A 22,826-nucleotide genomic window follows, 5' to 3' on the forward strand; every position below is an offset into this window, starting at 1 on the left:
TGTTCCGGAACATGCCCAGAATGATCAGCGACATCATCTTCGCGCCAGACTGTCTATCCGCAGCTCAGCGGCAGGACGATGCGCCATGAAGGCGATCTGCTTCTCATTCGACAGTCCTTCGTCCTCGTGCGCGCGTGGACGGCGAACGGGGTGATCGGACAGGAGGCGCGAGCTCACGTGATGCAGGTCGAACGGCTGTCGTGGTTCCACGCGAGCGATACGGGCGATTGCGGTGATGGGGTGGACACAGCCATGGCGAGCGCTTGTGCGTGGCGCAAACTTGTCCGCGACCGTGGTTCGGTTGAGCGGGACCGCGAAGCTCTGGCCCAACTGATCGAGTACGACGGCGATCCGTTCGAGATCGAGCTCTACGAGCATGCTTCAGATCCGCAAGTCCGATTGATCGACCGGGCAGTGCGGTCGCACGTTGGCCAGTACAACCGCCGGCTCCGGCGGCTGGAGGAGCGGGCACAACGAACATGATGACGTCGCAGAGCCGAGGCCCGATCCAGAGACGCAGGCCAAGCGGCCAGTTGAGGCGAGATCCACGATCCCCTGTGAAAACCGTCGGCTCAGCCTACGCAAGCTCGACCTTGCACCTGACGCACCAACGGGAAGAGGGCCGTCACCAGTGGAAACGCGGTGACGGGCCTCTCGTTTCATGCCCGGCACTCCATGGCTGACCACGGGTGATCGTTCTCTGTATGTTCCCCAACGATCAAAGGCGGCAGAGCCTGATCGCCTTCTGAGTACCACCCCGACCCTCCCCGGCCTCGCCAAGGGCCGGGGAGGGGAGCGGGCCGAGGATGCCGATAGTCTCCGCAGACCCCTGCACCGCTGATCGGCGCCGGCGTACGAGAGGAGACCCATGACCCACGTGCTGCTCACCGGGTTCGAGCCGTTCGACGGTTCTGGCGTCAATCCGTCGTGGCAGGCGGTGCGACTGGCCGCGACCACGCCACCGGAAGGGGCGTCGCTGACGACTGTGATGCTGCCGGTGGTCTTCCAGGACGCCATCGCACGGCTGCGCGCGGCCGTCGAGGAGTCCGGTGCTGAGGTCGTCGTCTGTGTCGGGCAGGCGGGCGGGAGGCCGGGTATCACGGTCGAGCGCGTCGCCATCAACCTTGATGACGCTCGCATCCCCGACAACAAGGGCGCCCAGCCCATCGACGAGCCCGTCGTCGTGGACGGCCCGGCCGCGTACTTCTCCACCCTCCCGGTGAAGGCGTGCGTGGCCGCCGTCCGCGAGGTCGGGCTGCCGGCGTCCGTCTCGCACACGGCGGGGACGTTCCTCTGCAACCACGTCTTCTACGGGCTGATGCATCTCATCGAGTCCGGCCGGCCGGGGGTGCGCGGCGGCTTCGTGCACGTGCCCTACCTTCCCGAACAGGTCCCGAGCGGGGACCAGCCGTCGATGTCCGTCCAGTCGATCGCCGAAGCGCTGACGGCGATCGTGTCCGTGGCGGTCACCACGACCGCAGATCTCAAGGAGACCGGCGGCTCTCTCCACTGATCCACTGCCGACCGTCGCCGATCTCGACCGTCTACCTGCGGGCCAACCCGACGTTCGAGCGGCCCTGCGGCTGGGCCTGACTGTTCGCGCCGGCCGCTGAATGCGCCTCAGCCTGGTCCGGTGTGATGCCTGCCTCGCGTGGTCCCGGTGTCCGGAGCTCTGTGGGTGTGGTTGAGCATCACGCCGCCAGTGCCTCCAGTGGCGCTCTCCGGGCGTTCCTCCGGCCCCGGCGCCCATGATGGGCGGCTCGTGAAGGATTTCGGCCTGGCGCGGTAAGTACAGGTGACCGCATACGCCAGGAAAGGTCGGTATGCATGACAATCCCTCGCGAAGTAGTTGAGGTCGACGACGCGCTCCTCATCGAGAGATCGCTGAACGAACCCGAGATCTTCGCCACGTTGTTCGACCGGCATGCGCCGCTCCTGCACCGTTACGTGACCAGGCGCCTGGGGCCCAGCGAGGCGGAGGACGTCGTGGCCGACACCTTTCTGGCCGCCTTCCAGCACCGCGGCGGCTACGACCGAAGTCGCGCCGATGCCCGACCGTGGCTGTACGGCATCGCCTCCAACTTGATCGGCCGGCGGCGGCGTACCGAGACGAGCCTCTATCGCGCCTACGTTCGCAGCGGCGTGCATCCGGCGGAGCTGTCCGGCTCGCAGGTCGAGGACGAGGTCAACACCCTGGCCGTCAACCGCCCGCTTGCGCTGGCCCTGCTGGAGCTCGCACCGGCCGATCGCGACGTGCTGCTGCTCGTCGCATGGGCCGAACTGAGCTACCAGGAGGTGGCCGACGCGCTGGCCATCCCGCCGGGAACCGTCGCCTCGCGACTCAACCGAGCCCGTCTCCGGATCCGTCAAGCCCTGAGCAAGCAAGGAGAACGCTGATGGACGCACTCAAGGCCATGTGGGAGACCATCCCCCCCGCCACCCCGGACGAACTGGCCGGAGCGCGGCAGCGGCTGCTCCACGGGATGCGGCCCCGGCGACGCGTCGTCACCGGCCCCCGGCTGCTGGTCGCGGCCGGGCTCGCGGCGGGGCTCACCGTCGTACCGCTGATCATCGGAACCGAGCCCGCCGCCCACGCGGTGACCAGAAGCCCGGACGGCACGGTCGAGGTCACCGTCAACGAGCTGAGCGATCCGGCCGGGCTGGAGGCCAAGCTGGCCGCGGTGGGCATCAAGGCCGACGTGACCTTCCTGGCCCCGGCCACGCGGTGCGCGGGCCCGCGGTTCGCCGGCGTGGACCGGGCCTACGGCGGGGAACCCGCCTCGAACGCGAGCGAGCTGCGTTCACTCGTGGAAGAGTCGCGGTCGTTCAAGGCCACCCGGGTGACGTCCGTTCGGACGATCCGGATCTTCCCGCAGTACATCAAGCCGGGCGAGACGCTCGTGGTGGAGTTCCGCGACAACAGGAACCCGCAGATGCCCTGGCGGCTCGGCGCCTGGCTGGCCGAGGCGGGCACATCCGTGAAGCCGTGCACGCCCGTCACGGGCGCTCAGTGAGGCACTCCTGCTGATCGGCGGCAACCGCGTCGCCCGGTACGGAAGTTCCCGGCATTTCGGGCTTGGCGGCGACCTCTCCGGCGCCCTTCGTTCAAGCCGTCAACCAGCACCGACGCCGGCCTCGCCGGCGGGGGTGTAGCCGCGGGTGCGGACGAGGTCGCGGGTGAGCTCGGTGAAGGCGTGGGTGGCGGCGCTGCGGTAGGCGCCCTCGCGGTGCAGAAGGGTGACGGTACGGGTGGGCAGGGGCGGGTCGAGGGGGACGGGGGTGAGGTGAGGATGGTCGTGGGTGATGGCGTCGGGCAGGACGGTGGCCAGCGGGGTGCGCTGGACGATCTCGATGAGGGCCTGGACGGAGTTGGCCTCGACCGCGATGTGGGGGGCGGTCCGGTGGCGGGCGAAGTAGGCGTCGATGTGGCCCCGGGTGGCGAAGTCGCCGCTGAGCAGGGCGAGTCGCTCGTCCTTGAGGGCGCGGACCGGTAGGGGGGCGGGCAGCGGCCGGGCGCGGGGGATGCCGGTGACGAGGCTGAGGGTCTCGGTGAACAGCGCGGTGGCGGTGACGCCGGGCAGGTGGGGGCCGGCGAAGGCGATGCCGAGGTCGAGGTCGTCGGCGAGCAGGGCCGCTTCGATGCGGTCCTGGGCCATCTCCGCCAGGGTGAGGCGGATGCCGGGGTGGCGGGTGTGGAGCTCGGCGGTGAGCGGGCCGATCAGGTAGGCGGTGAAGGTGGGGGTGACGCCCAGGCGCAGGTCACCGCGGGAGAGGTCCTGGACGTCGTGGACGGCGCGTTCGGCGGCGGCCAGGTCGCGTAGTGCGCGCCGGGCGTGGTCGGTGTAGACGACGCCGGCGTCGGTGAGGCGTACCGTGCGGCCGGTGCGGTCCAGCAGTTGCACGCCCAGGGTCCGCTCCAACTGCCTGATCTGCTGGGAGAGCGTGGGCTGCGAGATGTGCAGCTCCTCGGCGGCGCGGGTGAAGTTGCCGTGTTCGGCCACGGCGAGCAGATAGCGCAGGTGACGCAGTTCGAGGACGGCCATGGAACAAATATAGATGAGAGCAATAGATTCCATGTCGAACAACTCTTGGACTCTATAAGACCAGGTCATGCATGATGGATTCACCAGCCCGCGAAGGGAGTGACCACACCATGCAGGACCTCACCGAAGGCGTCGCCCGTTTCCAGCGGGACGTCTTCCCGGCCAAGGCGGAGCTCTTCGCCCATCTGGCCACGCACCACACACCGCACACGCTGTTCATCAGCTGCTCCGACGCCCGCGTCGTCCCCGAGCTGATCACGGGTACCGAACCGGGTGACCTGTTCGTCATCCGCACCGCCGGCAACCTGGTGCCCGCCTACGGCCTCGAAGCCGACGGGGTCGCGGCGAGCATCGAGTACGCCGTCGCCGCCCTGGGGGTGCAGGACATCGTCGTCTGCGGCCACTCCGCGTGCGGCGCGATGACCGCGCTCGCCGAGGGGCACGACCTCAGCGGCGCCCCGACGGTCGCCGCCTGGCTGCGGCACGCGGACGCCTCCCGGGCCCGCACCGCCACCGCCGGCGACGTTCCCGCCCTGGTCCGGCAGAACGTGCTCGCCCAGCTGGCGAACCTGGCCACCCACCCGTCGGTGGCCCGCGCCCTGGCGGAGGGGAAGGTCGCCCTGCACGGCTGGGTCTACGACATCCCCACCGGCCGTGTCGAGGACCTGACCGCCGCCGGCCCCGCGCGGGCGGCCTGACGCCGCGGTTTCGCCCGCGACAGCTCGCCGGAACCCCCGTATCCATCGAACAGAGAAGGACGTACCGATCATGGTGCACGCACAGTTCAACGCCACCGCTCGCGAGGCCCTGGCCGCCGCCGCTGTGGACGCCAAGACCCGCAGGAACCTCACCTGGCAGCAGATCGCCGACGCCTCCGGCCTGTCGGTGGCCTTCACCACCGCGGCCGTCCTCGGCCAGCACCCGCTGCCGGAGACTTCCGCCAGGGCCGTCGCCGAGCTGCTGGGCCTGGACGAGGACGCGGTGATGCTGCTGCAGACCATCCCGGTCCGCGGCTCGATGCCGAACCGGATCCCGACCGACCCGACCATGTACCGCTTCTACGAGATGCTCCAGGTCTACGGCACGACCCTCAAGGCCCTGGTCCACGAGCAGTTCGGCGATGGCATCATCTCCGCGATCAACTTCAGGCTCGACGTGAAGAAGGTCGCCGACCCCGAGGGCGGCGAGCGCGCCGTCATCACCCTGGACGGCAAGTACCTGCCGACCAAGCCCTTCTGACGACCTGACACGGCGTCACAGACGGGCGGCAACGGGGCGGGCCGCAGACGACCTGCCGGCCCGCCCCGCCCCGTTCGACGAACCCGGCCGCGCCGACTGCCCACCCAGCAAACCTCTGGAGGATTTCCGTGGACTTCGCCCAGCGCACCATCGACATCGCCCGCCAGAACGTCGCCGACGGCGGCCGTCCGTTCGCGACCGTCATCGTCAGGGACGGCGAGATCCTGGCCGAGAGCCCCAACAAGGTCGCACAGACCGGCGACCCCACCGCCCACGCCGAGATCCTCGCCATCCGCGAGGCCTGCACCAAGCTCGGCACCGAGCACCTGACCGGCACCACCATCTACGTGCTGGCCCACCCCTGCCCGATGTGCCTGGGCTCGCTGTACTACTGCTCCCCGGACGAGGTCGTCTTCCTCACCACCCGCGACGCCTACGAGCCCCACTACGTGGACGACCGCAAGTACTTCGAGCTGAGCACCTTCTACGACGAGTTCGCCAAGCCCTGGCAGGAACGCCGGCTGCCGATGCGCTACGAGGCACGCGAGGACGCCGTCGACGTGTACCGGTTCTGGCAGGAGCGCAACGGCGGCGACCGCCACGTCGCGGGCGCACCCACCACCGCATGAGCCCAGGCGGGGGAAAGGGAGCCTCGTTCCACCCTTGACGGCCGCCGGTCAGGAACAGCGTCGACCCACCGGAGTGGAACGTGCCCAGGTCGATGTCGGGGGATGTCGTACAGCCGGTTGCCGAACTGGTCTCGGGGGTTTTTCAAGGCCTCGGCACAGGGCTGATGCGCCAGTCCTATTACCACCTCTCGCAGATCAGCGGATGGCCCTTGACGCCTCTCGCAAACCTACTGGCGTCGTACCGGGTGCCAGACGCCCACCCCACCAGCCACTCGGTCATGGTCTCTGCGATGGGCGGCTCTTGGTCGGAATCGTGAGGAACGACGACCATCGGCCACTCTTCGGGTTCGCCTACCGTCAGCCAACCCATCGCATCACCGTCAATGGTGCTACCCCACTGGAAGAACCCGCCGGGTTCAGGCCACATGGCGAGCGTGAAATCTTCGGGAGAGTCCTCTCGGAGATCCCGGTAGTAGTCCATCCCTTCCGGTATTTGAGCACACTGCTCTGCAGTAAGAAGGCGCTGGTCGTAGATGGCCAGCCAGCGAGCGAAGTCGCAGCTCCCGTAACGTTCGATGAAGGCGACGTAGTCGTCTGGAAGGCGCATCCCGATATCCGCGAAAAGCTCATCCCAGGCACGAGTGCCGAAGAGCGGTGACGATGGCGGGGGAACAAGGGCAGCGAGTTGCTCAAGCGGTTCAGGGTCGTATGCCACGGCGCCGACTGTAACGGCAACGACAGACAAATCATGGCTCCGGCTCCGGGGTGATCAGGAGGGCAGAGAGCGCGTCGCGCGAGAAATGCCAGGTGACGAGCCGAACGCTGTCGCGTCTTGTCGCGGCTGGTCGACAGGAGCACTCCGGCCCACTTGGCGGTACACATTCTGCGCGAGTGAGCGACCTACAGTAAGAAGCGTGCCCCAACACGAAGTTGACCCAGTAGTTCAAGCTGCTGAGCGAGTGTGTGGTGGGTGTGGGGAACGGTACCGTGTCGCCTCGCGCGGGGAAGGGGGGCCGTTTCACTTCCGGACGATGACCATGGAGGCAGGGCTGGGCTCGGGCGTAAGAATCACCGGTCACTGGCGTTCGGGGGACTGGCGTCCCGGGGAGAAGCTCGAACTTCGGCGTCGGGATGGTTTCAGGCTCCTGATCACTGGTGCTCAGCTGGAGCCGGCCGTGAGTACGGGGAGCGAGCGCCGTGGACAACGCACCCTTCTGGTGCCAGGGCATCGGTCACTTCAGGCTGGTGGCTGCATCTGGGCGCTGCCTTCCCAGGAGTAATTCGCCCTGCAACTGGACCCGGTTTCACAGCGCGTGATTTCAGGTCGGGACCATGCGTCTTACCTGCGGATAGACGCACGAGGGCCACTTGATCGGCCTTGCTCATCGCACGCATATTGCATGGTGTCTCAGTACTCGAAAACGCCATGGGCGGCCACCACGTCACTTGACGCGTTCGGCCGCACCTGGGTGATGCGCTCGGCCAGCAGCAGCGCAGCGGCGAGCCCGCCCTCCGCATTGTCGCCGGTCAGCCCGAGTTCGATCCGGTCGGCCAGGTAGTCGTCCGGGAGGTCGTCCTCGTTGCCGCCGAACAGCGGATCGAAGGTCAGGATGACGCGACCGTCGGCGTAATGGTCGAAGGACGCGTCCCGGTTCACGTTGACGAAGACACTCGCGGTGACCGTCCCGGCCGACAAGAGCCGCAGCACCTCGGGCAGCGTGCCGGTGAAGCCGTTCCACTCGCTCAGAATGGTCCCGCCCTCGGCCGACCGCGCGCAGATCAGCCCTTCTTCGAAATCGCCTTCCTCGTCATCCCCGTCGAACACGTCAATGCCGAGGCGGGCCAGCGCCTCGCGCGGGGTGAGGCCGCGGACGAAGGTTGCACAGAAAGCGTCGTCCTCAAGCCAGTCGTAGCCGCTCACGGGGATCCTCTTCTCGTGGGACAGATCACGAAGAGAATGGCATGTGAGTCCGACGAAAAGTTGGCTCTACTTCGAGTGGTGGAACCGGGCCCCCTGCCAGGTGCCCTGGAGATCTCCGCCGACAAATACCCGTAGGGACCATCAGGCAGGTTCGAGGCGGTTGGCGAGGCGGCGGAGGGTGATTGCGAACCGGCCGCGAAGGCGCAGAAGAACAGGCCGGCGCGAACGCGGCGGAATCATGCGTAACCGCGCGGCCTCTGCTCGCTGCTCGGCGAGGCAGGCGCGGCCCCACTCCTCATGCATGGCATACACGGAAGGCTCCTCAGGGTTCTTCGGGGAATGCGTGGTAGAAAATGAAAATCGGCCGAGTGTCCGGCGGCGCCTCGCTCGATTCGACGCGCGATTTGGCCAGCGCACGCCACGGCTGCAACACGGCATAGAGCTGGTCGGCGAGCTGCGCGAGCTCGTCCTTGGTGAGCCTCAGGTGGTGGCTGCCGCCGAAGGCCGCGTTGCGCCAGTCCTCGGGAAGCGTCATGTGAGTACGCTCGAAATCGCGCAGCCGCTCGAACTGGTCGATCACCCATTGTGAAGTCCACGCCTGCGCCGCGGCTCGTGTTTCCGGGGCTTCGAAGTCTCTCACCAATGCCCACCCGCCCATGGATGCCCGCACCCAGCGTTCCCGGCTGTCCCGGGCCAGCTCCGGCACGTCCTCGATCAAGCCGTGTTTCTGCATTTGCCGCAGGTGATAGCTGACCTGGCCGGGGTCGGCCTCCATCCGTCTGGCCAGCTCGCTCACCGTGATCGGGCCGATCCGGCAGAGGCGGCCGAAGAGCTTCATCCGAAAGCGGCTGGTCAGGACCTTGAGGACGTCCGGGTCATCGATATGTCGCATGAGCACGACGGTATGACCGGCAGGTGAAATTGCTCAAGGCATCTACTGGATCTTGAAAACACGCCGGTTCTGCGGAGAGCCGTCTCGTACTGCTGCCTGTCGAAGACAAAAGGACTCAGCGCCCTGAAATCCCAGTGGGGACGGTGACCGTTACGGAACCCCGGGTAGTTCGACGACGCGCGCGAGTTCGATGAGATTGGGGCCGTCGACCAGGATCTCCATGTGCGGATAGACGCTGGGGCGACCGGCCTTTCGACGCGGAACTCGAGCACATGCACGGGGACACCTCATGTCCGAAGTTGTGCTGCGGATGAAGCACCACGGGCATCCTCGCCGCACCTCTACGCCGTCAACCAGCGCACCGGCGACACTTCACGCAGGTGGACGAGCACGTCGAACGCATCGGGCAGGGAGGCGACAGCGAGGTGTTCGGCCGCGTCCCTGGAAGGGTCGTAGACGCCGCTGATGACGCGGGCTTTCATCGGCCCGTCCCATCCGCCGTCACGCAGGTCGAGCCAGTGGGCGGGCTGGTCGACGGCGCCGAGGCGGGCGTCGAGCCAGTCGGGGGCCGGTTCAGGGACGGTCACGGCGCCGAGGTCGCCGTGGTGGAAGCCGATCGCCGCAGAGACGTAGCGGGTGCCGTAGTGGTCGCGTAGCACGCTGCCGACCGTGGGCTGGGGGCCGTGTTGAGGCGCCAGGCCCAGGCTCGCCGGAGCCGCCGACGTGTGGGCGATGCCGTCCCAGTAGGCCACGCGGTGGCCGCTCCGGTGCTGGTGGGAGACGATCGTGTCGGCCCAGGTCCGGGCGTCGCCGGCATAGTTGTCGCGTCCGGCGACGCTGTGCCGGTGGAAGTCCGCGATGAGGCGCATCCGCTCCAGGACGGAGTCGCCGGGCAGTTGCTCGACGATCGCGAGCGCGTCGCGGGCATGTTCGGCGAAGGGACGGCCCGGGTGCAGGCCTCTGGCCCGCTGCACGTGCTCGTCCGTCTCATGGGCGGTGCGGATGGGCTCCAGGTGGACGGCCAGTTCGTCCAGCCGGTGCGGGGCGGCCCGGCGAACGTGCTCCATGACGGCGTCGTAGTCGGCGGGCTGCGCTTGGGCGGGTTTGATGCCGAAGATCCGGACCGGGTCGTCAGGGTGGTCCTGGTTGAAGGCGCGCATCCACTCCAGCGCCGCGGCCATCTCGGCGGTGCGCCAGGGCCGCCAGGCGCCGGCCAGGGCGGATCGCGCCGTGCCCGCGCCTCCGGTGACGTACGCGTCGAGGGCCGCCCCGACGGAGGCGTTGTCCTGTACGGCCAGCGTACGGAAGCCGTGCCTGTGGACGAGGCGGCGGAAGAGCCGGTCTCGCACCTCGAAGGTCTCGTGAGCGAATCTGGTGGACTCGCCGAGCCCGGCGACGGTCGCGCCGGCGCCGATCGCGTCGGCCAGGTCGTCGAGGACGGTCTCTGTCATCAAGAGGGTCATGCCGGAACTCCTTCACGGATCGGTTCGAGCGCCCGCGACCAGGCGACGACGTCGTTCAGCAGGGCGATGAGGGCGGAGTTCTGGTGTGCGCCGGGCGTGAGGTCGCCCGGCTCGGCGGGCGCGGAGAAGGTGAAGTCGTGGTGCAGGGACAATGCCACCTGGCTGCGAACGGTGGCGACCTTCAGCTCGGCGAGGATCAGCCGGAGGTGCTCGACCGCTCGGGTCGCGCCGTTCAGGCCGTAGCCGACGAAACCGGCCGCCTTGTCGTTCCACTCGGCGTAGACGAAGTCCAGGGCGTTCTTCAGCGCGCCTGGGATGGAGTGGTTGTACTCCGGCGTGACGAACACGAACCCGTCATAGCCGGCGATCGCCTCCGCCCAGCGAACGGTGTGCGCCTTGCCGTACAGGCCGGACGCCGGCGGGTGCGTCTCATCCAGCAGCGGCAGGCCGAAGTCGGCGAGGTCGACGATCTCGAAGTCGGCCGTCGGCTGCTCCCGCGCGGCGACTTCGGCCACCCACTCGGCGACGGCGCGGCCACGGTGGCCGGGGCGCGTGCTGCCGACAATGATGCCGATCTTGGTCATTGACGTCTCCTCAGTGGAAAGGTGTTGCACCGATCGATGCAAACATTACGTCGAGCGGTGTAGTGAATGCAAGTAGCGGTGTAATCGACTAGAGTCAGGGAGCGTGACCGAGAGAAAGAAGCCGGTCGGCCAGCCGGACAAGCGCCGGGCGATCATTGCCGGAGCGCTGGCCCTGTTCGCCCGCGACGGCTATACGCGCGCCGGGCTGGACGCGATCGCCGTCGAGGCGGGGGTGTCCAACCGCACCATCTACAACCACTTCACCGACAAGGCCGAGTTGTTCCAGGCGGTGATGCAGGAGAGCACGCAGCGGGTCGCCGACACCATGGTCGACATCATCGACCGCCACCTGACCAAGGTGATCGATCTCGAAAGCGATCTGATCGACTTCGGACTGGCCTGGCTCGGCGTGCTGACCTCCGACCTGGCCCCGCACTTCGCGCTGATCCGCCAGGTCAACGCCGAGGTCGAGCACATCCCCCCGGCCGCGCTCAAGCTCTGGCAGGAGACCGGCCCCGGCCGTACCCGGCACGAACTGGCCGAACGCCTACGCCGGATGGCCGAGCGCGGCGACCTCGCGATCGACGACCCCGCTCGCGCGGCCGGGCACCTGATGCTGCTCATCTCCGCCGACAACCTCACCGACCGGGCGGACCTCCACAACGAGGACGCGCTCCGGAAGATGGTCACCGCGGGGGTATCGACCTTTCTGTACGGCTATGCGGAACGGACCGCAGCGGGCGGGCGCGATGCCGCTGACAGCTGACCGCGTGGACCAGCGGCCCCTTCACGCCGATCGTGTCGTGTCCGCTGCCTACCGGCCGCGAAGGGCGCGGCGATAGGCGGCGGGCGTGGTGGCGGCGGGCGAGGTCCGCGACGGGGAGGGGTTGGTCCAGCCGGTCCAGGGCCCAGGCGCACACGGCGGCCATCCCGTCCCCGCCCGTCGGCAGGGGACGCTGCAGGAACTGCGCCTGGCCTCCCTCGCGGTGCGGCGCCACGACCAGACGCCGCGCGACCCGGACTGCGGTCTCGGCGCCGTGGTCGGCGCGTACGAGGTGGAGGCAGAGGTCGATGCCCGCCGCGAATCCGGCGCTGGTCGCGACTCTTCCGTGATCGACGTACAGCAGGTCAGGATCCACGTCGACCGAAGGGTGCCGGGTCGTCGAGCGGGGCGTAGCCCGGCACGATGACGGTGTCCGCGGCGGCGAGGGCGTCCAGCCCTTGGGCGGCGTACACGTCGAAGCCGGAGGTCGATGGCACCGGACCGGGTGACTGCGCGCAGACCTCGAAGGAGTAGTGCTCTCTGTCGCCGAAGACTTCGGCGGGAATCGACAGGTCGAACGGGACAAGGGGCCGGCGCGGGCTCGCGCTCTGGCTAGAACGACAGCTTGAACCCGTCGTGGCTGCGGACGAAGCCGAGGGAGTCGTAGAAGCGATGGGCCTCGGTGCGCTGCTTGTTGCTGGTCAACTGCACCAGGGTGCATCCGCGGGCGCGTGCACGTTCGATCGCCCAGGTGAGCAGTTCGCGTCCGAGTCCCGCCCCACGTCGATCGGCACGCACTCGGACTGCCTCGATCAGCGCCCGCTCCTGTCCGTGTCGTCCCAGGCCAGGGATGTACGTCAGTTGGAGGCAGCCAAGGACCGTGCCGCCTCCCTCGTCGAGAACGAGCATTTCGTTTCGCTGATCGGTGTCGACGGCCTTGAAGGCCCGCTCGTACGCCTCGTCGACTTCAACGGTCCGGGGATCGATCACAGTGTCCTCATCAGCCAGGAGGGCAATGATCGCAGGCAGATCCCGGCGCGTCGCAGTACGAATCATCACGCCACAGAGCATGCCAGGCACCTGAGCACGGTCGAGCGGCGGTCCATCGAGGCAGCGTCATCGGCGTTCGAGCAGCCCTGGCCGCCTGCACGCTCTCACCCCAGGCGTACGCGGCGAGCATCGACGTCGAATGCGTCGGCAACTTCGCCCGTACCTTCTCACCTCCCGCCACCACGACCGCGCAGACCACCACCGTCACCGGCGGTATCAGCTACTACGGCAGCCTGCCTGGCTGCCTGCTCGGCACCGCCCCCATCTCCTCGGCCACCGGCCTCGTCGACAGCCTCCTGCTCACCAGCTGAACCCCGCCCCAAAGCCTGTCGCAGGTCAGCGGTGTCGCCGGTACTGCAGATAGACGATCCCGTTGCCGGAGGCGGTGCTGGAGACCAGGTCGAGCCGGTAGGACTTGGGGACGCCGTCGAACAGCCGGGTGCCCTCGCCCGCGACGTAGGGGAACATGCTCAGCCGGAGTTCGTCGATCAGGTCGAGCCGCATGAGCGACCGCCAGAGGCTGACGCCGCCCCAGACGATGACGTGGCCGTCGCCGCCCAGCCTGAGCTTGTCGATCTCTTCTGTCGTGTCGCCGGCGGCGATGGTGGTGTTGGCCCAGTCGGCCGTCTTCAGGGTCCGGGAGAAGACGACCTTGCGCGCGGGGTTCAGGATGTCGGCGAACGGGTGGTCGGTGGAGGTCGTCATGGCCGGGGCGATGCTCTCGTAGGCGGTTCGGCCCATGATGTGCGCGTGGGCGCTCCGGAGGAAGTCGAGGTGCGCGGGCTCGTCGGGCTGACGGTTTTCGGGCAGGTCGAAGCAGAACGTCGAGAACTCGGTGCCTTCGTCGGCGAGAAGGCCGTCGAGGGAGTAGTTGAAGACTGTCGCTGTCAGCTTCCGCATGATCGGATCTCCGGGGGTCTCTGCCTGATGGAGGGACGTGCGTGTGGGCGTCGCGGCCCGTCGTCCATGCGGTTGGACACCGACGCCACCCGGAAGTCATCGCTGGGCGATCACGAACGCCTTGCCAGGAAGACGAACTCCCTTCCTGGCCGGTCAGGCGCATCGCGAACGTCCTCCACCACATAGCCGTGGGCGACCAGATCCCTCTCGACCTCTTCCCGCTCCCGGAAACGCAACGTCGAGTCCGACGTGAGCACCTGCCCGTCCGCGGCGAAGACGTAGGTCCAGCGGAACGTCACCAGGGGCAGGCTCACCTCGATCAGCTCGACCCAGCTCTCGACGGAGCCGACGCCCGGGATCTCCGTCACGTCCTGGGAGGACTCGCGGGTCCACTCCTCCCAGGCGCGTCTGGCCGGATCGCGGGTCTCGAAGACCAGCCGCCCTCCGGGCCGCAGTGCTTCGCGGGCTCCCCGCAGCGTCCTCTGCCAGGTCGGCGGATCGGCGATGGCCTGGGCGACGTTCGCCGTCATCGTCGCCAGGTCGACCTGCAGCGGCGGGAGGTCCGTCGCGTCACCGCAGATCCAGCGCACTCGCTCGCTGCCCGGTTTGGCCTGGGCGACGTCGATGGAGGCCCGAGCGGGATCGACGCCGACGACCTCGATCCCGCGGCCGGCCAGAAGAAGTGCGAACACGCCTGTGCCGCAGCCGATGTCCAGCACCCGGCGAGCCCCGAACTCCTCCGCCATCCGGAGGTAGGCGTCGAGATCGCCGCGGTCGGGGTCGAGCGGGTCGTAGAGCACGGCGAGGCGTGGATGCCCGAAACATTCGTCAGCCATGCGGCCGAACGTATGCGGGGCCAGGGCCGAACGGCCACCGAGTATCGAGGCGGGAACGCACGTGTCACGTCCGCGAGACGCCTCCGTCCAGGGGGCGTCGCGTTCTTGGAGTACGGAACGTGTCCCGCCGTGGGTTCGATCCGATGCCGATGGAGTCTGCGGCCCGGTCCGGGCGGCGGGTGAAACCTAGGCTCGTGGGAACCCTTCCCCCCTCAGGAGCTCCCATGGCCGAGCTTGAGGCGCCACCCCGCGCAGACGTCCCCAGCGGCACCGACCGCGCGGAGGACCCGCGCGAGGGCATGCGGCGAGGCTGGGTGGTCTGGTTCGCCTACGCCGCCACGGCCCGGCACCTGATCCGGCTGGCGACACCGGCCGCGCTGGTGTTCGTGCCGCTCGGCCTGCTGGCCCTGCTGGGGCTGGCGCCCATCGTGGACGGGTCGGCGGCGCTGGTCAACGGCTCGTTCGAGCTGTTCGACCCGCCGGTCGGGCCGCTGCTGGCGTGGACGGCGGCGGCGACCGCGCTCGTGCTGGCCGCCCAGGCCGTGGTCCTGCCCGCCACGGTGGTGCTCGCCACCGGGCTGCTGACCGGCAGGCGCGTCCGGGTGCCGGACGCGATGCGTGCCGCGGCGCGGAGGTTGCCCGCGATGCTGGCGCTGGCGCTGCTGGCCGTGCTGGTGTGCGCGGTGATCGCGGCGGCGGGGATCGGCGTGCTGCTGTGGCACGGGCCGTTGCCGGGGGTGTTCTTCGTGATGGGCCTTCTCCTGCTGATCGCGATGCCGTGCCTGCTGGGCATGGCGGCCGTGGTGCTGGAGGGCCGGTCGCCGGGAAGCGCGATCGCCCGCGGGTACCGGCTGGCGTGCGCGGCGGGACCGGCCCAGAGCGGCTTCTGGTCCAGCTCGTTCACGCTGGCCCTCGGCGTGCTGGCTCTTCCGGTCGCGGCGCGGCAGGCGGTGGAGTGGGCGGCCTCGGGACATCCCCTCGTCGGCGGCGTCGCGACCTCGGTCCTGGGGCTGGCCTTCCCCGCGTTCCAGGCGACGGTGATCGCCCGCCTGTACCTGCGGCGGCTGGCGCTGCGCGGCACGGCCGCCGAGTTCGACGGGCTCGTCGAGCGCCTGCCCGAGAGCGGGCCGTCCCCGGCCAGGCCGGTGCCGGTGCTCGCGGCGTTGCTGCTGCCCGGCCTGCTGTACGGGGGCACGATGCTGGTCAACCCGTTCGGCTGGCTGGAGGTGGACCAGACGGTCGTCACGGCGTCCTGGACACGTCGTGAGCCGCCGATACGGGAGGACGGGCGCCCCGCCCCGACGCTCGGCACGCGGGATCTGCGGGCCGTGTTCGCCGGCCAGGGGTCGAGCATGGTCATGCTCATGGACGGGTTCGACCAGGCGAAGCTGCTGACCTGCGCCGACAGCGCCTGCGCCCACTACCGGTACGCGTGGGCCGAGCCCGCCCAGGCCGACGAGGATCCCCGGTCGGCCGGCACCCGGCTGCCCGACGGCCGGATCGTGCTGACCACCTGGACCCCACAGGGCAAGGACGAGACCTGGCGGGCCAGGCTCGGACTGCTGATGTGCGACGCCAAAGGCTGCCTGCCCGCGGCCGGCGGCCGGTCCCTGGGCGAGGTGAAGGACGAGAACAGGCTGGTGGCCCTGGCGCCGAGCCACTACGGCGGCCTGATGATCGCCCAGGTACGCCGGAATGGGGACGGCGAGATCCTCTCCGTCACCACCTGCGAGGACCCCGCCTGCACGAAGCCGCGGACGAAGGACCTGGCCAAGCTGCCCACCCGCACGTCGCGCTACCAGGATCAGGGCCTGGCCGTCGCCGCGGGCCCGCTCAACCGTCCCGTCGTCCTCCGCTTCGACGACTACACCGGCTCCCTGGCCGTGATCACCTGCGAGGACGACACCTGCGACCCCGTGCACGTCGAACATCCGGTCCAGGGCGGCTTCACGTGGGCTTCGGGCAAGAACGACGGCCCCACCGGCGCGACCATGGTGCTCAGGGAGGACGGCCGCCCGCTGATCGCCTACCGGGACTCGGCCGACGGATCGGTCAGGCTGCTCGACTGCCGCAACCCCTCGTGCTCGCAGGCCGACACCGTCGTCCTGTCCACCCCGGGGGACGACCACCTGCCCCCGGCGCTGGCGGTGGACGAGACCGGCCGGACCGTGGTGGCCTACCAGGACCTCGACCGCGACCAGATCGTCGTCGCCACCTGCAGGGGCACCCGTTGCACGCACACCCCCGTGGCCAAGAGCGAACACACTCCCGGCCCGGGCCTCGCCATGGCCCTGGACGGCCGCGGCCGGCCGGTGATCGCCTGGATCGACGACTCCTACTCCTTCGACCTGGTCGTGACCAACCCGCTCAACCTTCCCTCCCCGTGAGCCATGAGGGGCGCGGTCAGGCCGCCTCGTCCGTGGAATCGGGAACGGAAAGCAGTCGCATCCTGCCGGACCCGGCCTTCTCATCGGGGAAGACCCACTTCCGGAACGCCCAGAAGCGGAAGACCATGGCGACCAGCGTGCCGATGATCTGCGCGCTCATGAAGTCGGCCACCTCCTGGGTGAGCACGCTCACGTCCGGGGTCTCCAGATGGAACACGTACCGGGAGATCCAGAGCGGTGCGGTGCTGAGCACCAGACCGATGCCGCTGACCAGGAAGAACAGCGCCGCCTCGTGACGGCGTTCGCGGCCGCCCCTGGTCCGGAACGACCATTCGCGGTTCAGCACGTAGGACGCGATCGTCGCCACGAGCACCGCGATGATCTTGGCGGTCACCGGCTTCGGTTCCAGGACGGTCAGCTTCAGCCCGTAGAACGTCGCGTTGTCCACCAGGAACGCGGCTCCGCCCACGACCACGAACTTCAGCAGCTCACGGTGCTTCAGCACGAGTGCGTGCAGCGGTTTCGGCAACCTCGCGAGTACTGCTCTAGCTGTTCTGCGCACCCCCGATCTTCTCATCAGTCGATCACCTTGGTAAATCCATACTTTTCGGACGGCCGTGGAGATCGCGAGAAACCGTGAACAAGGATCGGGGGTTCGCCGAACCAGGTGTGTTCGACGTAACCACCTGAAAGGCCGACATGCATGACAGCTCCCCTCCATGCGGCGCCACCCGGCGCGGAAACGCGGCGGTGACCGCGGGACTCGTGGTGGTCCGGGGCGATCACGACTCCGCTCCGTTCGGGGCGGCCCCGGCCGGCGCCGCCGAGCTGCTGCGGAACGCGGCCCTCATCGCGGTACGGGAGGAGACGCACGTACGGGCAGACACACGTCACCGACGGACGGGACCCGATGCACCTCCAGTCTCCCGGAACGGTGGAGTACGAACGCGCGGGACAGTGCCGCATGGGCGGATCCACCCGGCTTCCTCAGGCCGACGATCTGGGAACGCGGGGAGCTCATCTTCGAGCCGGGAACGTACCGGTTCCTCGGTTATCGGAGCTGGCTCGGACAACCCCAGGGCGGACAGGTAAAGAGACCCCGCGTTCCAGCATGGCGGTGATGACGGCGGAAGGTCGTCGACTCGATGCCGGAGGTCCCCAAGTACGCCGGCAAGCCGCTGTTCTGCTGACGCGATGTTCCGCCGGGGGATCCGTAGGCGTCGTGGAAGGCCGGTGCCCGTGCGGGCTCAGAGTCGGATGCTCCTGATGATCTTCGTAAGCTCGGGTACGAGAGGTTGACTGGCCATGACGGTGATCACGACCCCCTTGCGCTCGACCCAGCCCGCGTACCGCCCGTGGCCCAGTGCGCCGTCGCCCTCCTGGGTGAGGACCTGACGGTCGCCGATCTTCACGGTGCTGGTGTCTCCGGAGAACGTCCCGAGGTCGAACGGGCCGTTCTTGAGCTGTGCCGGCGACTTGGCCTTCGGCCAGCACACCACCCTGATCCACAGCGACCGATGCCGGCGGTCCACGTCGTCGCGGTCGTCGGTCCACTGGTAGCCGTACTCGGTGATGCCGTCGTGCTTGTTGACGAGGACCTGCCCGGACGTGAACCCCTTCGGGACATGGCCGACACGGACCCCCTTGATGGCGGCGGCCCCTCGCGGCGGCTTGTCGAGCCTGGTGTCGGCTGACCGCTTCACTTCGGCCTTGGACGGGACGGGACAGGACGGCCGAGCCGTCGCCTGGGCCGGGAGCGGCATGAGCGCCGCGACGATCGGCAGCGCGGACAGGGCGACCAACTTCTGGAGCTTGTTCACATCCGGGTTAGAGGTGACGGACGTGAAGAAAGTTCAGTGTGTCCCGGCCTGACGCCACTCTCCATGATCGCTTGTAGGGTGAGGCGTTCACCCCCGTCCTTCCGCCCCCAAGGAAGCCCCTCGTGTTACGTCGTCACCGCTCAGCCCTGCCCGCCCTGCTCGTCGCCGGTCTGTACGGTGCCGCGCTGACGGCAGCCGCCGTCGTCACCCTGATCTCCGGCGACCTCGGCCCGTTGTGGGGGCTGACGGTGTTCTCGGCCGTGACCGACGACGTCACGGTGACAGGGGGGAACCTGCTCCTCCTGATCGTGGCCGGGCTGTCCTGGACATGGGGGATCTGGGAGGTCCTGCGCGGGCCGCTCGCGGGCCCGCCGCCCCGGCAGGACCGCGACATCCTGCGGCTGCGCGTGGCGCTCTACGTCGCGACGGCCACGACGTGGCTGCTCCACGTCACCGCGTGGCTCCCGGTGGATGTCGCGGTGATCGACTCTGCGGCGATGTACGTGCTGGTGCTGCTGTTCATGCGGGTGCTGGGCCCCGGCCGGCAGTACATGCGGGGCGCGGGGGTGCTGGGGTACGGCGGATTGACCCTCATGGATGTGCTCGGCCTCGTCGGCCTGCCTGTCCCGGAAAGTATGGAACTGGTCTGCGGCCTGGCCGTCCTGGCCTGGACGATTCTGATCCTGCGGGCCCAATGGGACGACGACCGCTGGCGGACGGCGACCGTCAAGTACGGTGTCGCCGCCCTGGTGGTGCCGATCCTCCTGATGCTGGCGGCGTTGCCGTTCGCGGAAGAGGGAAGCGCCGTCGAGGCTCTCGGCGTGGTCTCCAGCGTCCTGATCATGATTTGGCTGGCCCGCTCCGCCCACGACCTTGCCGCCCCGCGCGACCAACCGGCCGAGGCCGGATCGACTGTGTGGAGCAGCGGCCAAGACCACTGACAAGTTGCCCCGCCCACGCGGCGACCAGGGCGTCCCCATGTCAGTCGTGGTGTCAGGGCGGCGACAGCCCCGTATCAGAGCGGACGGACATGCTGAATGCATGAACGGTTCAGCGATGCGGCCTCCGGGCCGCGGACTGGGCCACCTACCCGAGAACCATGAGTCGCAGGAGACCATCATGCAGACGTTCGCCACCCCCGCCGCCATCCGCGCCATCCTCGACATCCCCGCGGGACGCGTGCACTGCGTCGCCGCCGACCAGGCCGAGACCACGGTCGAGGTCGTGCCCTCGAACGCCTCGAAGAGCCGCGACGCGCAGGCCGCGGAGCAGACCACGATCGACTACGCCGACGGCGTGCTGCGCGTCGTGACCCCGGTGAAGAACCAGTACCTCGGCCCGTCCGGGGCCATCGAGGTGACGGTCAAGCTGCCCGCCGGCTCCCACGTCGAGGCCAAGGCGGCCAGCGCCGAACTGCGGACCGCCGGCCGCCTCGGCGACGTCACCTTCGACGGCGCGTACAGCCAGATCAAGATCGAAGAGGCCGCAAGCCTCCGCCTCACCGCGGTCGACGGCGACGTCGAGATCGGCCGGCTGGGCGGCGCCGCGGAGATCAGCACCGCACGGGGTGACATCCGCATCGCCGAGGCCGCGGGCGGCAAGGTCGTGCTCCGCACCCAGTCCGGTGACATCTCGATCGCCGCCGCCACCGGGGTCTCGGCGGCCCTGGACGCCGGCACCGACCACGGCCGCATCACCAACGCCCTCAAGAACGACGGCGCTGTCGAGCTCGACATCCACGCCACCACCTCCAGCGGCGACATCACCGCCCGCAGCCTGTGACCTGCGGCCTCCAGAAGGGAGGCGGACCAAGTTGCGGAGGTCGTCACGAAGTCGCGCCCGATCCGGAGAACCCGGCGCTCTTGTCGGCAGGACTGGGAGATCGGCCCAGCCTGCGCGGTTCGTACCTTGTAGTTGAAGGCAGACCAGAGGCCCTTCGGGGCCTCTTCTGCGTTTCATCGGCTGCGCCCGGGACACGGCGAAGGCGGCCCCCAGCTGTGGGGGCCGCCTTCGACTCAGGCTGTGGATCGTTCCTATCGCCCGGTCGGTACGCCGGTGCCGTCGGCGGCCGTGCGGGGACGCGGAACCCGGTTGTTGCGCAGGTACTCGACCTCGGTACGCAGGTTGGCCAGCAGCTTGCCCGCGATGTCCTGGCTGAAGCCGTTGCGGATGACGAAGCGGATGACGGCGATGTGTTCCAGGTTGGGCGGCAGGTAGTACGTCGGGGCCTGCCAGCCGTGGATCTTCAGCCGGTCGGCCAGGTCGAAGACGGTGAAACCGTCGAAGCCGGGAGCCGTCCGTACGGCGAGCACCGGTAGTTCCGAGCCGTCGGCGATGAGCGAGAGCTCGGGGAGCTTCGCGATCTCCTCGCCGAGGTAGGTCGCCACGTCACGGCAGGTCTGCTGGACGGCCCGGTAGCCCTCGAAGCCGAGCCGCAGGAAGTTGTAGTACTGGGCGACGACAGGGGCGCCGGAACGGGAGAAGTTGAGGGTGAAGGTGTCTATGCTGCCGCCGAGCAGGTCGCAGGAGAGCACCAGGTCTTCGGGCAGCGCGTCCGGCTCCTGCCAGACGATCCAGCCGACGCCCGGGTAGACCAGGCCGAACTTGTGGCCCGAGGTGTTGATCGACTGCACCCGGGGGAGCCGGAAGTCCCACACCCGGTCGGGCTCCAGGAACGGGGTGATGAAGCCGCCCACGGCGGCGTCGACGTGCAGCGGGATCTTCAGGCCGCGCTCGGCCTCCAGTCGGTCGAGCTCGGCCGACATCTGCTCGATCGGGTCGTACTTGCCGCATTGCGTGGAGCCGAGCACACCGACGACGCCGATGGTGTTCTCGTCGCAGAACTCCCTGAGCCGGGCGGGGGACAGGGAGTAGGCGGGCTCCTCGATCGGGATCCAGCGCGGCTCGACGTCCCAGTACTGGCAGAACTTGGGCCAGCAGGTGTGGACGGCCGTGCCCATCACCAGGTTGGGCCTGTCGACGGGGAGCCCGGCCGCCCGGCGCCGCGCGCGCCACTGGAACTTCATCGCCAGCGCGCCGAGCATGGCCGCCTCGCTGGAGCCGCCGGTGGAGCAGCCGACGCTGGCGCCGTTGGGGTCGCTCCACAGGTGGTCGAGCATGTTGACGCAGCGCGACTCGATGTCGGCCGTCTGCGGGTACTGGTCGTGGTCGACGATGTTGCGGTCGAGGGTCTCGGCGATGAGCTCGCGGGCCTGGGGCTCCATCCAGGTGGTGCAGAACGTGGCCAGGTTGAGCCGGGCATTGCCGTCGAGGAGGAGCTCGTCGCGGATGAGCGCCTGGGCCGCGCTGGGGTTCATCGGGTTGGTCGGCATCTTGAAGCGGGGGACGCCCCCTTCGGGGACCAGCCCGTTGTAGAGGGGATTGACATCGAGCGCTTCCTGCCACCGGTCGGATTCGACTCGTCTGAGCATGAGCTTCACCTCTCGATGAGTTGAGTGATGTCGAGCACTCACAGTAGGCAAGTTTTTACTGTCCGTCAACGACTTCCATACCGAGGCCCGGAGTCCTGCGATGGCTGCGGGTAGGTGTGGGGTCTCGGTCGGGGCCAGTTGGGGCTAAACGGGTGCTGATGGGGTGGGTCGGATTCGCGGCTCCGCGCCAACTCCGCGTCCCTTTTTTCCGCCAATGTGGTCCTTTGTCGGATTTGCGGGTAGGTCATGCCGCGGCGAGCAGGCGCCGGCACGTCCGGGGTCTGTACGCGCGTACCGGGCCCAGGGCGGGCCGAGGTGGTGAGTGAGCGGGAAGGAGTGCTGATCATGTCGAACAGGTTGCAGGTGGCCTTTGCCGTACTCGCCGGGTACTACCTCGGACGGCGCCACAAGTTGCGCATGGCGGCGGCACTGGCGGCGGCGGGGCTGGCCGGACGTGCCAGCTGTGGCGAGGGCGGCCTGCTGGCGCAGGGCGTCAAGGCCCTCAGCTCCAATCCGGAGCTGCAGCGGATGACCGGCCGCCTCCGGGGCGAGCTCATGGAGGTCGGCAAGGCGGCGGCCGTGTCGGCGGCCAGCAGGCAGATCGACTCCCTGACCCACAAGCTCCAGGAGCACGGCGGGAAGTCCCACGCCGAGCAGGACGAGGCCAAGCCCGCGAAGCGGCAGGCGCCCAGAGGCGAGGAAGCGGACTACGACGAAGAGGACTACGACGAAAGCGATCGTTACGACGAGGACGAGGACGAAGAGGCGACCGAGGAACCGGAGCAGGCCGGGCAGCAACCCGAGGGTCATCGAGGACAGCGGCGAACGCGTCCTGTCCGGCGGGTCAGCCAGTCGCGGAGGTGAGTGC

25 protein-coding genes are annotated in these 22,826 nt (G+C 68.8%); 12 read left to right on the forward strand and 13 right to left on the reverse strand.

The annotated features are described in order from the left end of the window. Positions 1-78 precede the first annotated feature (78 nt). The 4 genes from ACWCSU_RS14990 to ACWCSU_RS15005 all read left to right on the forward strand — a co-directional run bounded on the left by ACWCSU_RS14990 (position 79) and on the right by ACWCSU_RS15005 (position 3,014). Entirely contained in the window at positions 79-483 is a 405-nt protein-coding gene (locus ACWCSU_RS14990; protein WP_449935442.1) for a hypothetical protein, read from the forward strand. 385 nt (positions 484-868) lie between these two features. Then, on the forward strand, positions 869-1,513 hold the full coding sequence (gene pcp, locus ACWCSU_RS14995) for a pyroglutamyl-peptidase I (RefSeq protein WP_449935445.1): 645 nt from the start codon (positions 869-871) through the stop codon (positions 1,511-1,513). 314 nt (positions 1,514-1,827) lie between these two features. Beyond that, entirely contained in the window at positions 1,828-2,397 is a 570-nt protein-coding gene (locus tag ACWCSU_RS15000) for an RNA polymerase sigma factor (protein WP_364099116.1), read from the forward strand. Continuing rightward, entirely contained in the window at positions 2,397-3,014 is a 618-nt protein-coding gene (locus tag ACWCSU_RS15005; RefSeq protein ID WP_449935447.1) for a hypothetical protein, read from the forward strand. The genes ACWCSU_RS15000 and ACWCSU_RS15005 overlap by 1 nt, the downstream gene beginning before the upstream one ends. 99 nt (positions 3,015-3,113) lie before the next feature. Here the strand turns inward: ACWCSU_RS15005 and cynR are convergent, their stop codons facing one another. Further along, positions 3,114-4,043, reverse strand: a complete 930-nt coding sequence (cynR, locus tag ACWCSU_RS15010; protein WP_449935449.1) for a transcriptional regulator CynR — start codon at positions 4,041-4,043, stop codon at positions 3,114-3,116. 110 nt (positions 4,044-4,153) lie between these two features. On the opposite strand from cynR, the gene ACWCSU_RS15015 reads away from it, so the two are divergent. From ACWCSU_RS15015 to ACWCSU_RS15025, 3 genes are all read left to right on the forward strand, one after another. Next, the gene (locus ACWCSU_RS15015) at positions 4,154-4,741 is read left to right on the forward strand and encodes a carbonic anhydrase (RefSeq protein ID WP_364099107.1); all 588 of its coding nucleotides are present in this window, start codon (positions 4,154-4,156) and stop codon (positions 4,739-4,741) included. A 70-nt stretch (positions 4,742-4,811) separates the two neighbouring features. Continuing rightward, positions 4,812-5,282, forward strand: a complete 471-nt coding sequence (cynS, locus tag ACWCSU_RS15020) for a cyanase (protein WP_357706293.1) — start codon at positions 4,812-4,814, stop codon at positions 5,280-5,282. A 128-nt stretch (positions 5,283-5,410) separates the two neighbouring features. Then, positions 5,411-5,911 carry a nucleoside deaminase gene (locus ACWCSU_RS15025; protein WP_449935451.1) on the forward strand — a complete coding sequence of 167 codons (501 nt, stop codon included), beginning with the start codon at positions 5,411-5,413 and terminating at the stop codon, positions 5,909-5,911. A gap of 178 nt (positions 5,912-6,089) precedes the next feature. Here ACWCSU_RS15025 and ACWCSU_RS15030 read toward each other — a convergent pair whose 3' ends face one another. The 5 genes from ACWCSU_RS15030 to ACWCSU_RS15050 form a co-directional block, all read right to left on the reverse strand. After that, complete coding sequence (locus tag ACWCSU_RS15030) at positions 6,090-6,626, reverse strand: SMI1/KNR4 family protein (protein WP_449935453.1); 537 nt, start codon at positions 6,624-6,626, stop codon at positions 6,090-6,092. 693 nt (positions 6,627-7,319) lie between these two features. Further along, positions 7,320-7,832 carry a DUF6461 domain-containing protein gene (locus ACWCSU_RS15035; protein WP_449935456.1) on the reverse strand — a complete coding sequence of 171 codons (513 nt, stop codon included), beginning with the start codon at positions 7,830-7,832 and terminating at the stop codon, positions 7,320-7,322. A gap of 322 nt (positions 7,833-8,154) precedes the next feature. Then, positions 8,155-8,724: an ArsR/SmtB family transcription factor gene (locus tag ACWCSU_RS15040; protein WP_449935458.1), complete on the reverse strand. Its 570-nt coding sequence runs from the start codon at positions 8,722-8,724 to the stop codon at positions 8,155-8,157. Between the two features lie 341 nt (positions 8,725-9,065). Next, positions 9,066-10,187, reverse strand: a complete 1,122-nt coding sequence (locus ACWCSU_RS15045) for an erythromycin esterase family protein (RefSeq protein ID WP_449935461.1) — start codon at positions 10,185-10,187, stop codon at positions 9,066-9,068. Next, positions 10,184-10,771 (reverse strand): NADPH-dependent FMN reductase, encoded by a 588-nt coding sequence (locus ACWCSU_RS15050; RefSeq protein WP_449935462.1) that lies wholly within the window; start codon positions 10,769-10,771, stop codon positions 10,184-10,186. The genes ACWCSU_RS15045 and ACWCSU_RS15050 overlap by 4 nt, the downstream gene beginning before the upstream one ends. A 103-nt stretch (positions 10,772-10,874) precedes the next feature. Here ACWCSU_RS15050 and ACWCSU_RS15055 point away from each other — a divergent pair, with 103 nt between their 5' ends. Next, entirely contained in the window at positions 10,875-11,537 is a 663-nt protein-coding gene (locus tag ACWCSU_RS15055; RefSeq protein WP_449935465.1) for a TetR/AcrR family transcriptional regulator, read from the forward strand. A 362-nt stretch (positions 11,538-11,899) separates the two neighbouring features. Here the strand turns inward: ACWCSU_RS15055 and ACWCSU_RS15060 are convergent, their stop codons facing one another. The 4 genes from ACWCSU_RS15060 to ACWCSU_RS15075 all read right to left on the reverse strand — a co-directional run bounded on the left by ACWCSU_RS15060 (position 11,900) and on the right by ACWCSU_RS15075 (position 14,320). Next, positions 11,900-12,031: a hypothetical protein gene (locus ACWCSU_RS15060; RefSeq protein ID WP_449935466.1), complete on the reverse strand. Its 132-nt coding sequence runs from the start codon at positions 12,029-12,031 to the stop codon at positions 11,900-11,902. Between the two features lie 115 nt (positions 12,032-12,146). After that, a complete protein-coding gene (locus tag ACWCSU_RS15065; protein WP_449935783.1) occupies positions 12,147-12,590 on the reverse strand; it encodes an N-acetyltransferase family protein in 444 nt (147 codons plus the stop codon). Positions 12,591-12,920: 330 nt separating this feature from the next. Then, the gene (locus ACWCSU_RS15070; protein ID WP_449935467.1) at positions 12,921-13,484 is read right to left on the reverse strand and encodes a dihydrofolate reductase family protein; all 564 of its coding nucleotides are present in this window, start codon (positions 13,482-13,484) and stop codon (positions 12,921-12,923) included. Between the two features lie 110 nt (positions 13,485-13,594). Beyond that, a complete protein-coding gene (locus ACWCSU_RS15075; protein ID WP_449935469.1) occupies positions 13,595-14,320 on the reverse strand; it encodes a class I SAM-dependent methyltransferase in 726 nt (241 codons plus the stop codon). Positions 14,321-14,544: 224 nt separating this feature from the next. Here ACWCSU_RS15075 and ACWCSU_RS15080 point away from each other — a divergent pair, with 224 nt between their 5' ends. Continuing rightward, complete coding sequence (locus ACWCSU_RS15080) at positions 14,545-16,707, forward strand: hypothetical protein (protein ID WP_449935471.1); 2,163 nt, start codon at positions 14,545-14,547, stop codon at positions 16,705-16,707. A 16-nt stretch (positions 16,708-16,723) separates the two neighbouring features. Here the strand turns inward: ACWCSU_RS15080 and ACWCSU_RS15085 are convergent, their stop codons facing one another. Continuing rightward, positions 16,724-17,212, reverse strand: a complete 489-nt coding sequence (locus ACWCSU_RS15085; RefSeq protein ID WP_357706302.1) for a GtrA family protein — start codon at positions 17,210-17,212, stop codon at positions 16,724-16,726. A 742-nt stretch (positions 17,213-17,954) separates the two neighbouring features. Further along, positions 17,955-18,527 (reverse strand): hypothetical protein, encoded by a 573-nt coding sequence (locus tag ACWCSU_RS15090; protein WP_449935473.1) that lies wholly within the window; start codon positions 18,525-18,527, stop codon positions 17,955-17,957. Between the two features lie 122 nt (positions 18,528-18,649). On the opposite strand from ACWCSU_RS15090, the gene ACWCSU_RS15095 reads away from it, so the two are divergent. Both ACWCSU_RS15095 and ACWCSU_RS15100 read left to right on the forward strand, forming a co-directional pair. Then, entirely contained in the window at positions 18,650-19,468 is an 819-nt protein-coding gene (locus ACWCSU_RS15095) for a hypothetical protein (RefSeq protein ID WP_449935475.1), read from the forward strand. Positions 19,469-19,646: 178 nt separating this feature from the next. Then, a complete protein-coding gene (locus tag ACWCSU_RS15100; protein ID WP_449935784.1) occupies positions 19,647-20,309 on the forward strand; it encodes a DUF4097 family beta strand repeat-containing protein in 663 nt (220 codons plus the stop codon). A gap of 251 nt (positions 20,310-20,560) precedes the next feature. Here ACWCSU_RS15100 and ACWCSU_RS15105 read toward each other — a convergent pair whose 3' ends face one another. Continuing rightward, entirely contained in the window at positions 20,561-21,958 is a 1,398-nt protein-coding gene (locus ACWCSU_RS15105; RefSeq protein ID WP_449935476.1) for a glutamate decarboxylase, read from the reverse strand. A 345-nt stretch (positions 21,959-22,303) separates the two neighbouring features. Here ACWCSU_RS15105 and ACWCSU_RS15110 point away from each other — a divergent pair, with 345 nt between their 5' ends. Then, a complete protein-coding gene (locus ACWCSU_RS15110; protein ID WP_449935478.1) occupies positions 22,304-22,822 on the forward strand; it encodes a hypothetical protein in 519 nt (172 codons plus the stop codon). Positions 22,823-22,826: the final 4 nt, after the last annotated feature.

The sequence above is a fragment of the Nonomuraea sp. NPDC001699 genome, from assembly GCF_053596455.1.

Coding starts and splice junctions, on each gene's coding strand:
- ACWCSU_RS15005 (WP_449935447.1), top strand. CDS start 2,397: ATGGACGCACTCAAGGCCATGTGGGAGACCATCCCCCCCGCCACCCCG.
- cynR (WP_449935449.1), bottom strand. CDS start 4,043: ATGGCCGTCCTCGAACTGCGTCACCTGCGCTATCTGCTCGCCGTGGCC.
- pcp (WP_449935445.1), top strand. CDS start 869: ATGACCCACGTGCTGCTCACCGGGTTCGAGCCGTTCGACGGTTCTGGC.
- ACWCSU_RS15050 (WP_449935462.1), bottom strand. CDS start 10,771: ATGACCAAGATCGGCATCATTGTCGGCAGCACGCGCCCCGGCCACCGT.
- ACWCSU_RS15110 (WP_449935478.1), top strand. CDS start 22,304: ATGTCGAACAGGTTGCAGGTGGCCTTTGCCGTACTCGCCGGGTACTAC.
- ACWCSU_RS15065 (WP_449935783.1), bottom strand. CDS start 12,590: ATGATTCGTACTGCGACGCGCCGGGATCTGCCTGCGATCATTGCCCTC.
- ACWCSU_RS15100 (WP_449935784.1), top strand. CDS start 19,647: ATGCAGACGTTCGCCACCCCCGCCGCCATCCGCGCCATCCTCGACATC.
- ACWCSU_RS15080 (WP_449935471.1), top strand. CDS start 14,545: ATGGCCGAGCTTGAGGCGCCACCCCGCGCAGACGTCCCCAGCGGCACC.
- cynS (WP_357706293.1), top strand. CDS start 4,812: ATGGTGCACGCACAGTTCAACGCCACCGCTCGCGAGGCCCTGGCCGCC.
- ACWCSU_RS15045 (WP_449935461.1), bottom strand. CDS start 10,187: ATGACCCTCTTGATGACAGAGACCGTCCTCGACGACCTGGCCGACGCG.
- ACWCSU_RS15075 (WP_449935469.1), bottom strand. CDS start 14,320: ATGGCTGACGAATGTTTCGGGCATCCACGCCTCGCCGTGCTCTACGAC.
- ACWCSU_RS15000 (WP_364099116.1), top strand. CDS start 1,828: ATGACAATCCCTCGCGAAGTAGTTGAGGTCGACGACGCGCTCCTCATC.
- ACWCSU_RS14990 (WP_449935442.1), top strand. CDS start 79: ATGCGCCATGAAGGCGATCTGCTTCTCATTCGACAGTCCTTCGTCCTC.
- ACWCSU_RS15040 (WP_449935458.1), bottom strand. CDS start 8,724: ATGCGACATATCGATGACCCGGACGTCCTCAAGGTCCTGACCAGCCGC.
- ACWCSU_RS15105 (WP_449935476.1), bottom strand. CDS start 21,958: ATGCTCAGACGAGTCGAATCCGACCGGTGGCAGGAAGCGCTCGATGTC.
- ACWCSU_RS15070 (WP_449935467.1), bottom strand. CDS start 13,484: ATGCGGAAGCTGACAGCGACAGTCTTCAACTACTCCCTCGACGGCCTT.
- ACWCSU_RS15015 (WP_364099107.1), top strand. CDS start 4,154: ATGCAGGACCTCACCGAAGGCGTCGCCCGTTTCCAGCGGGACGTCTTC.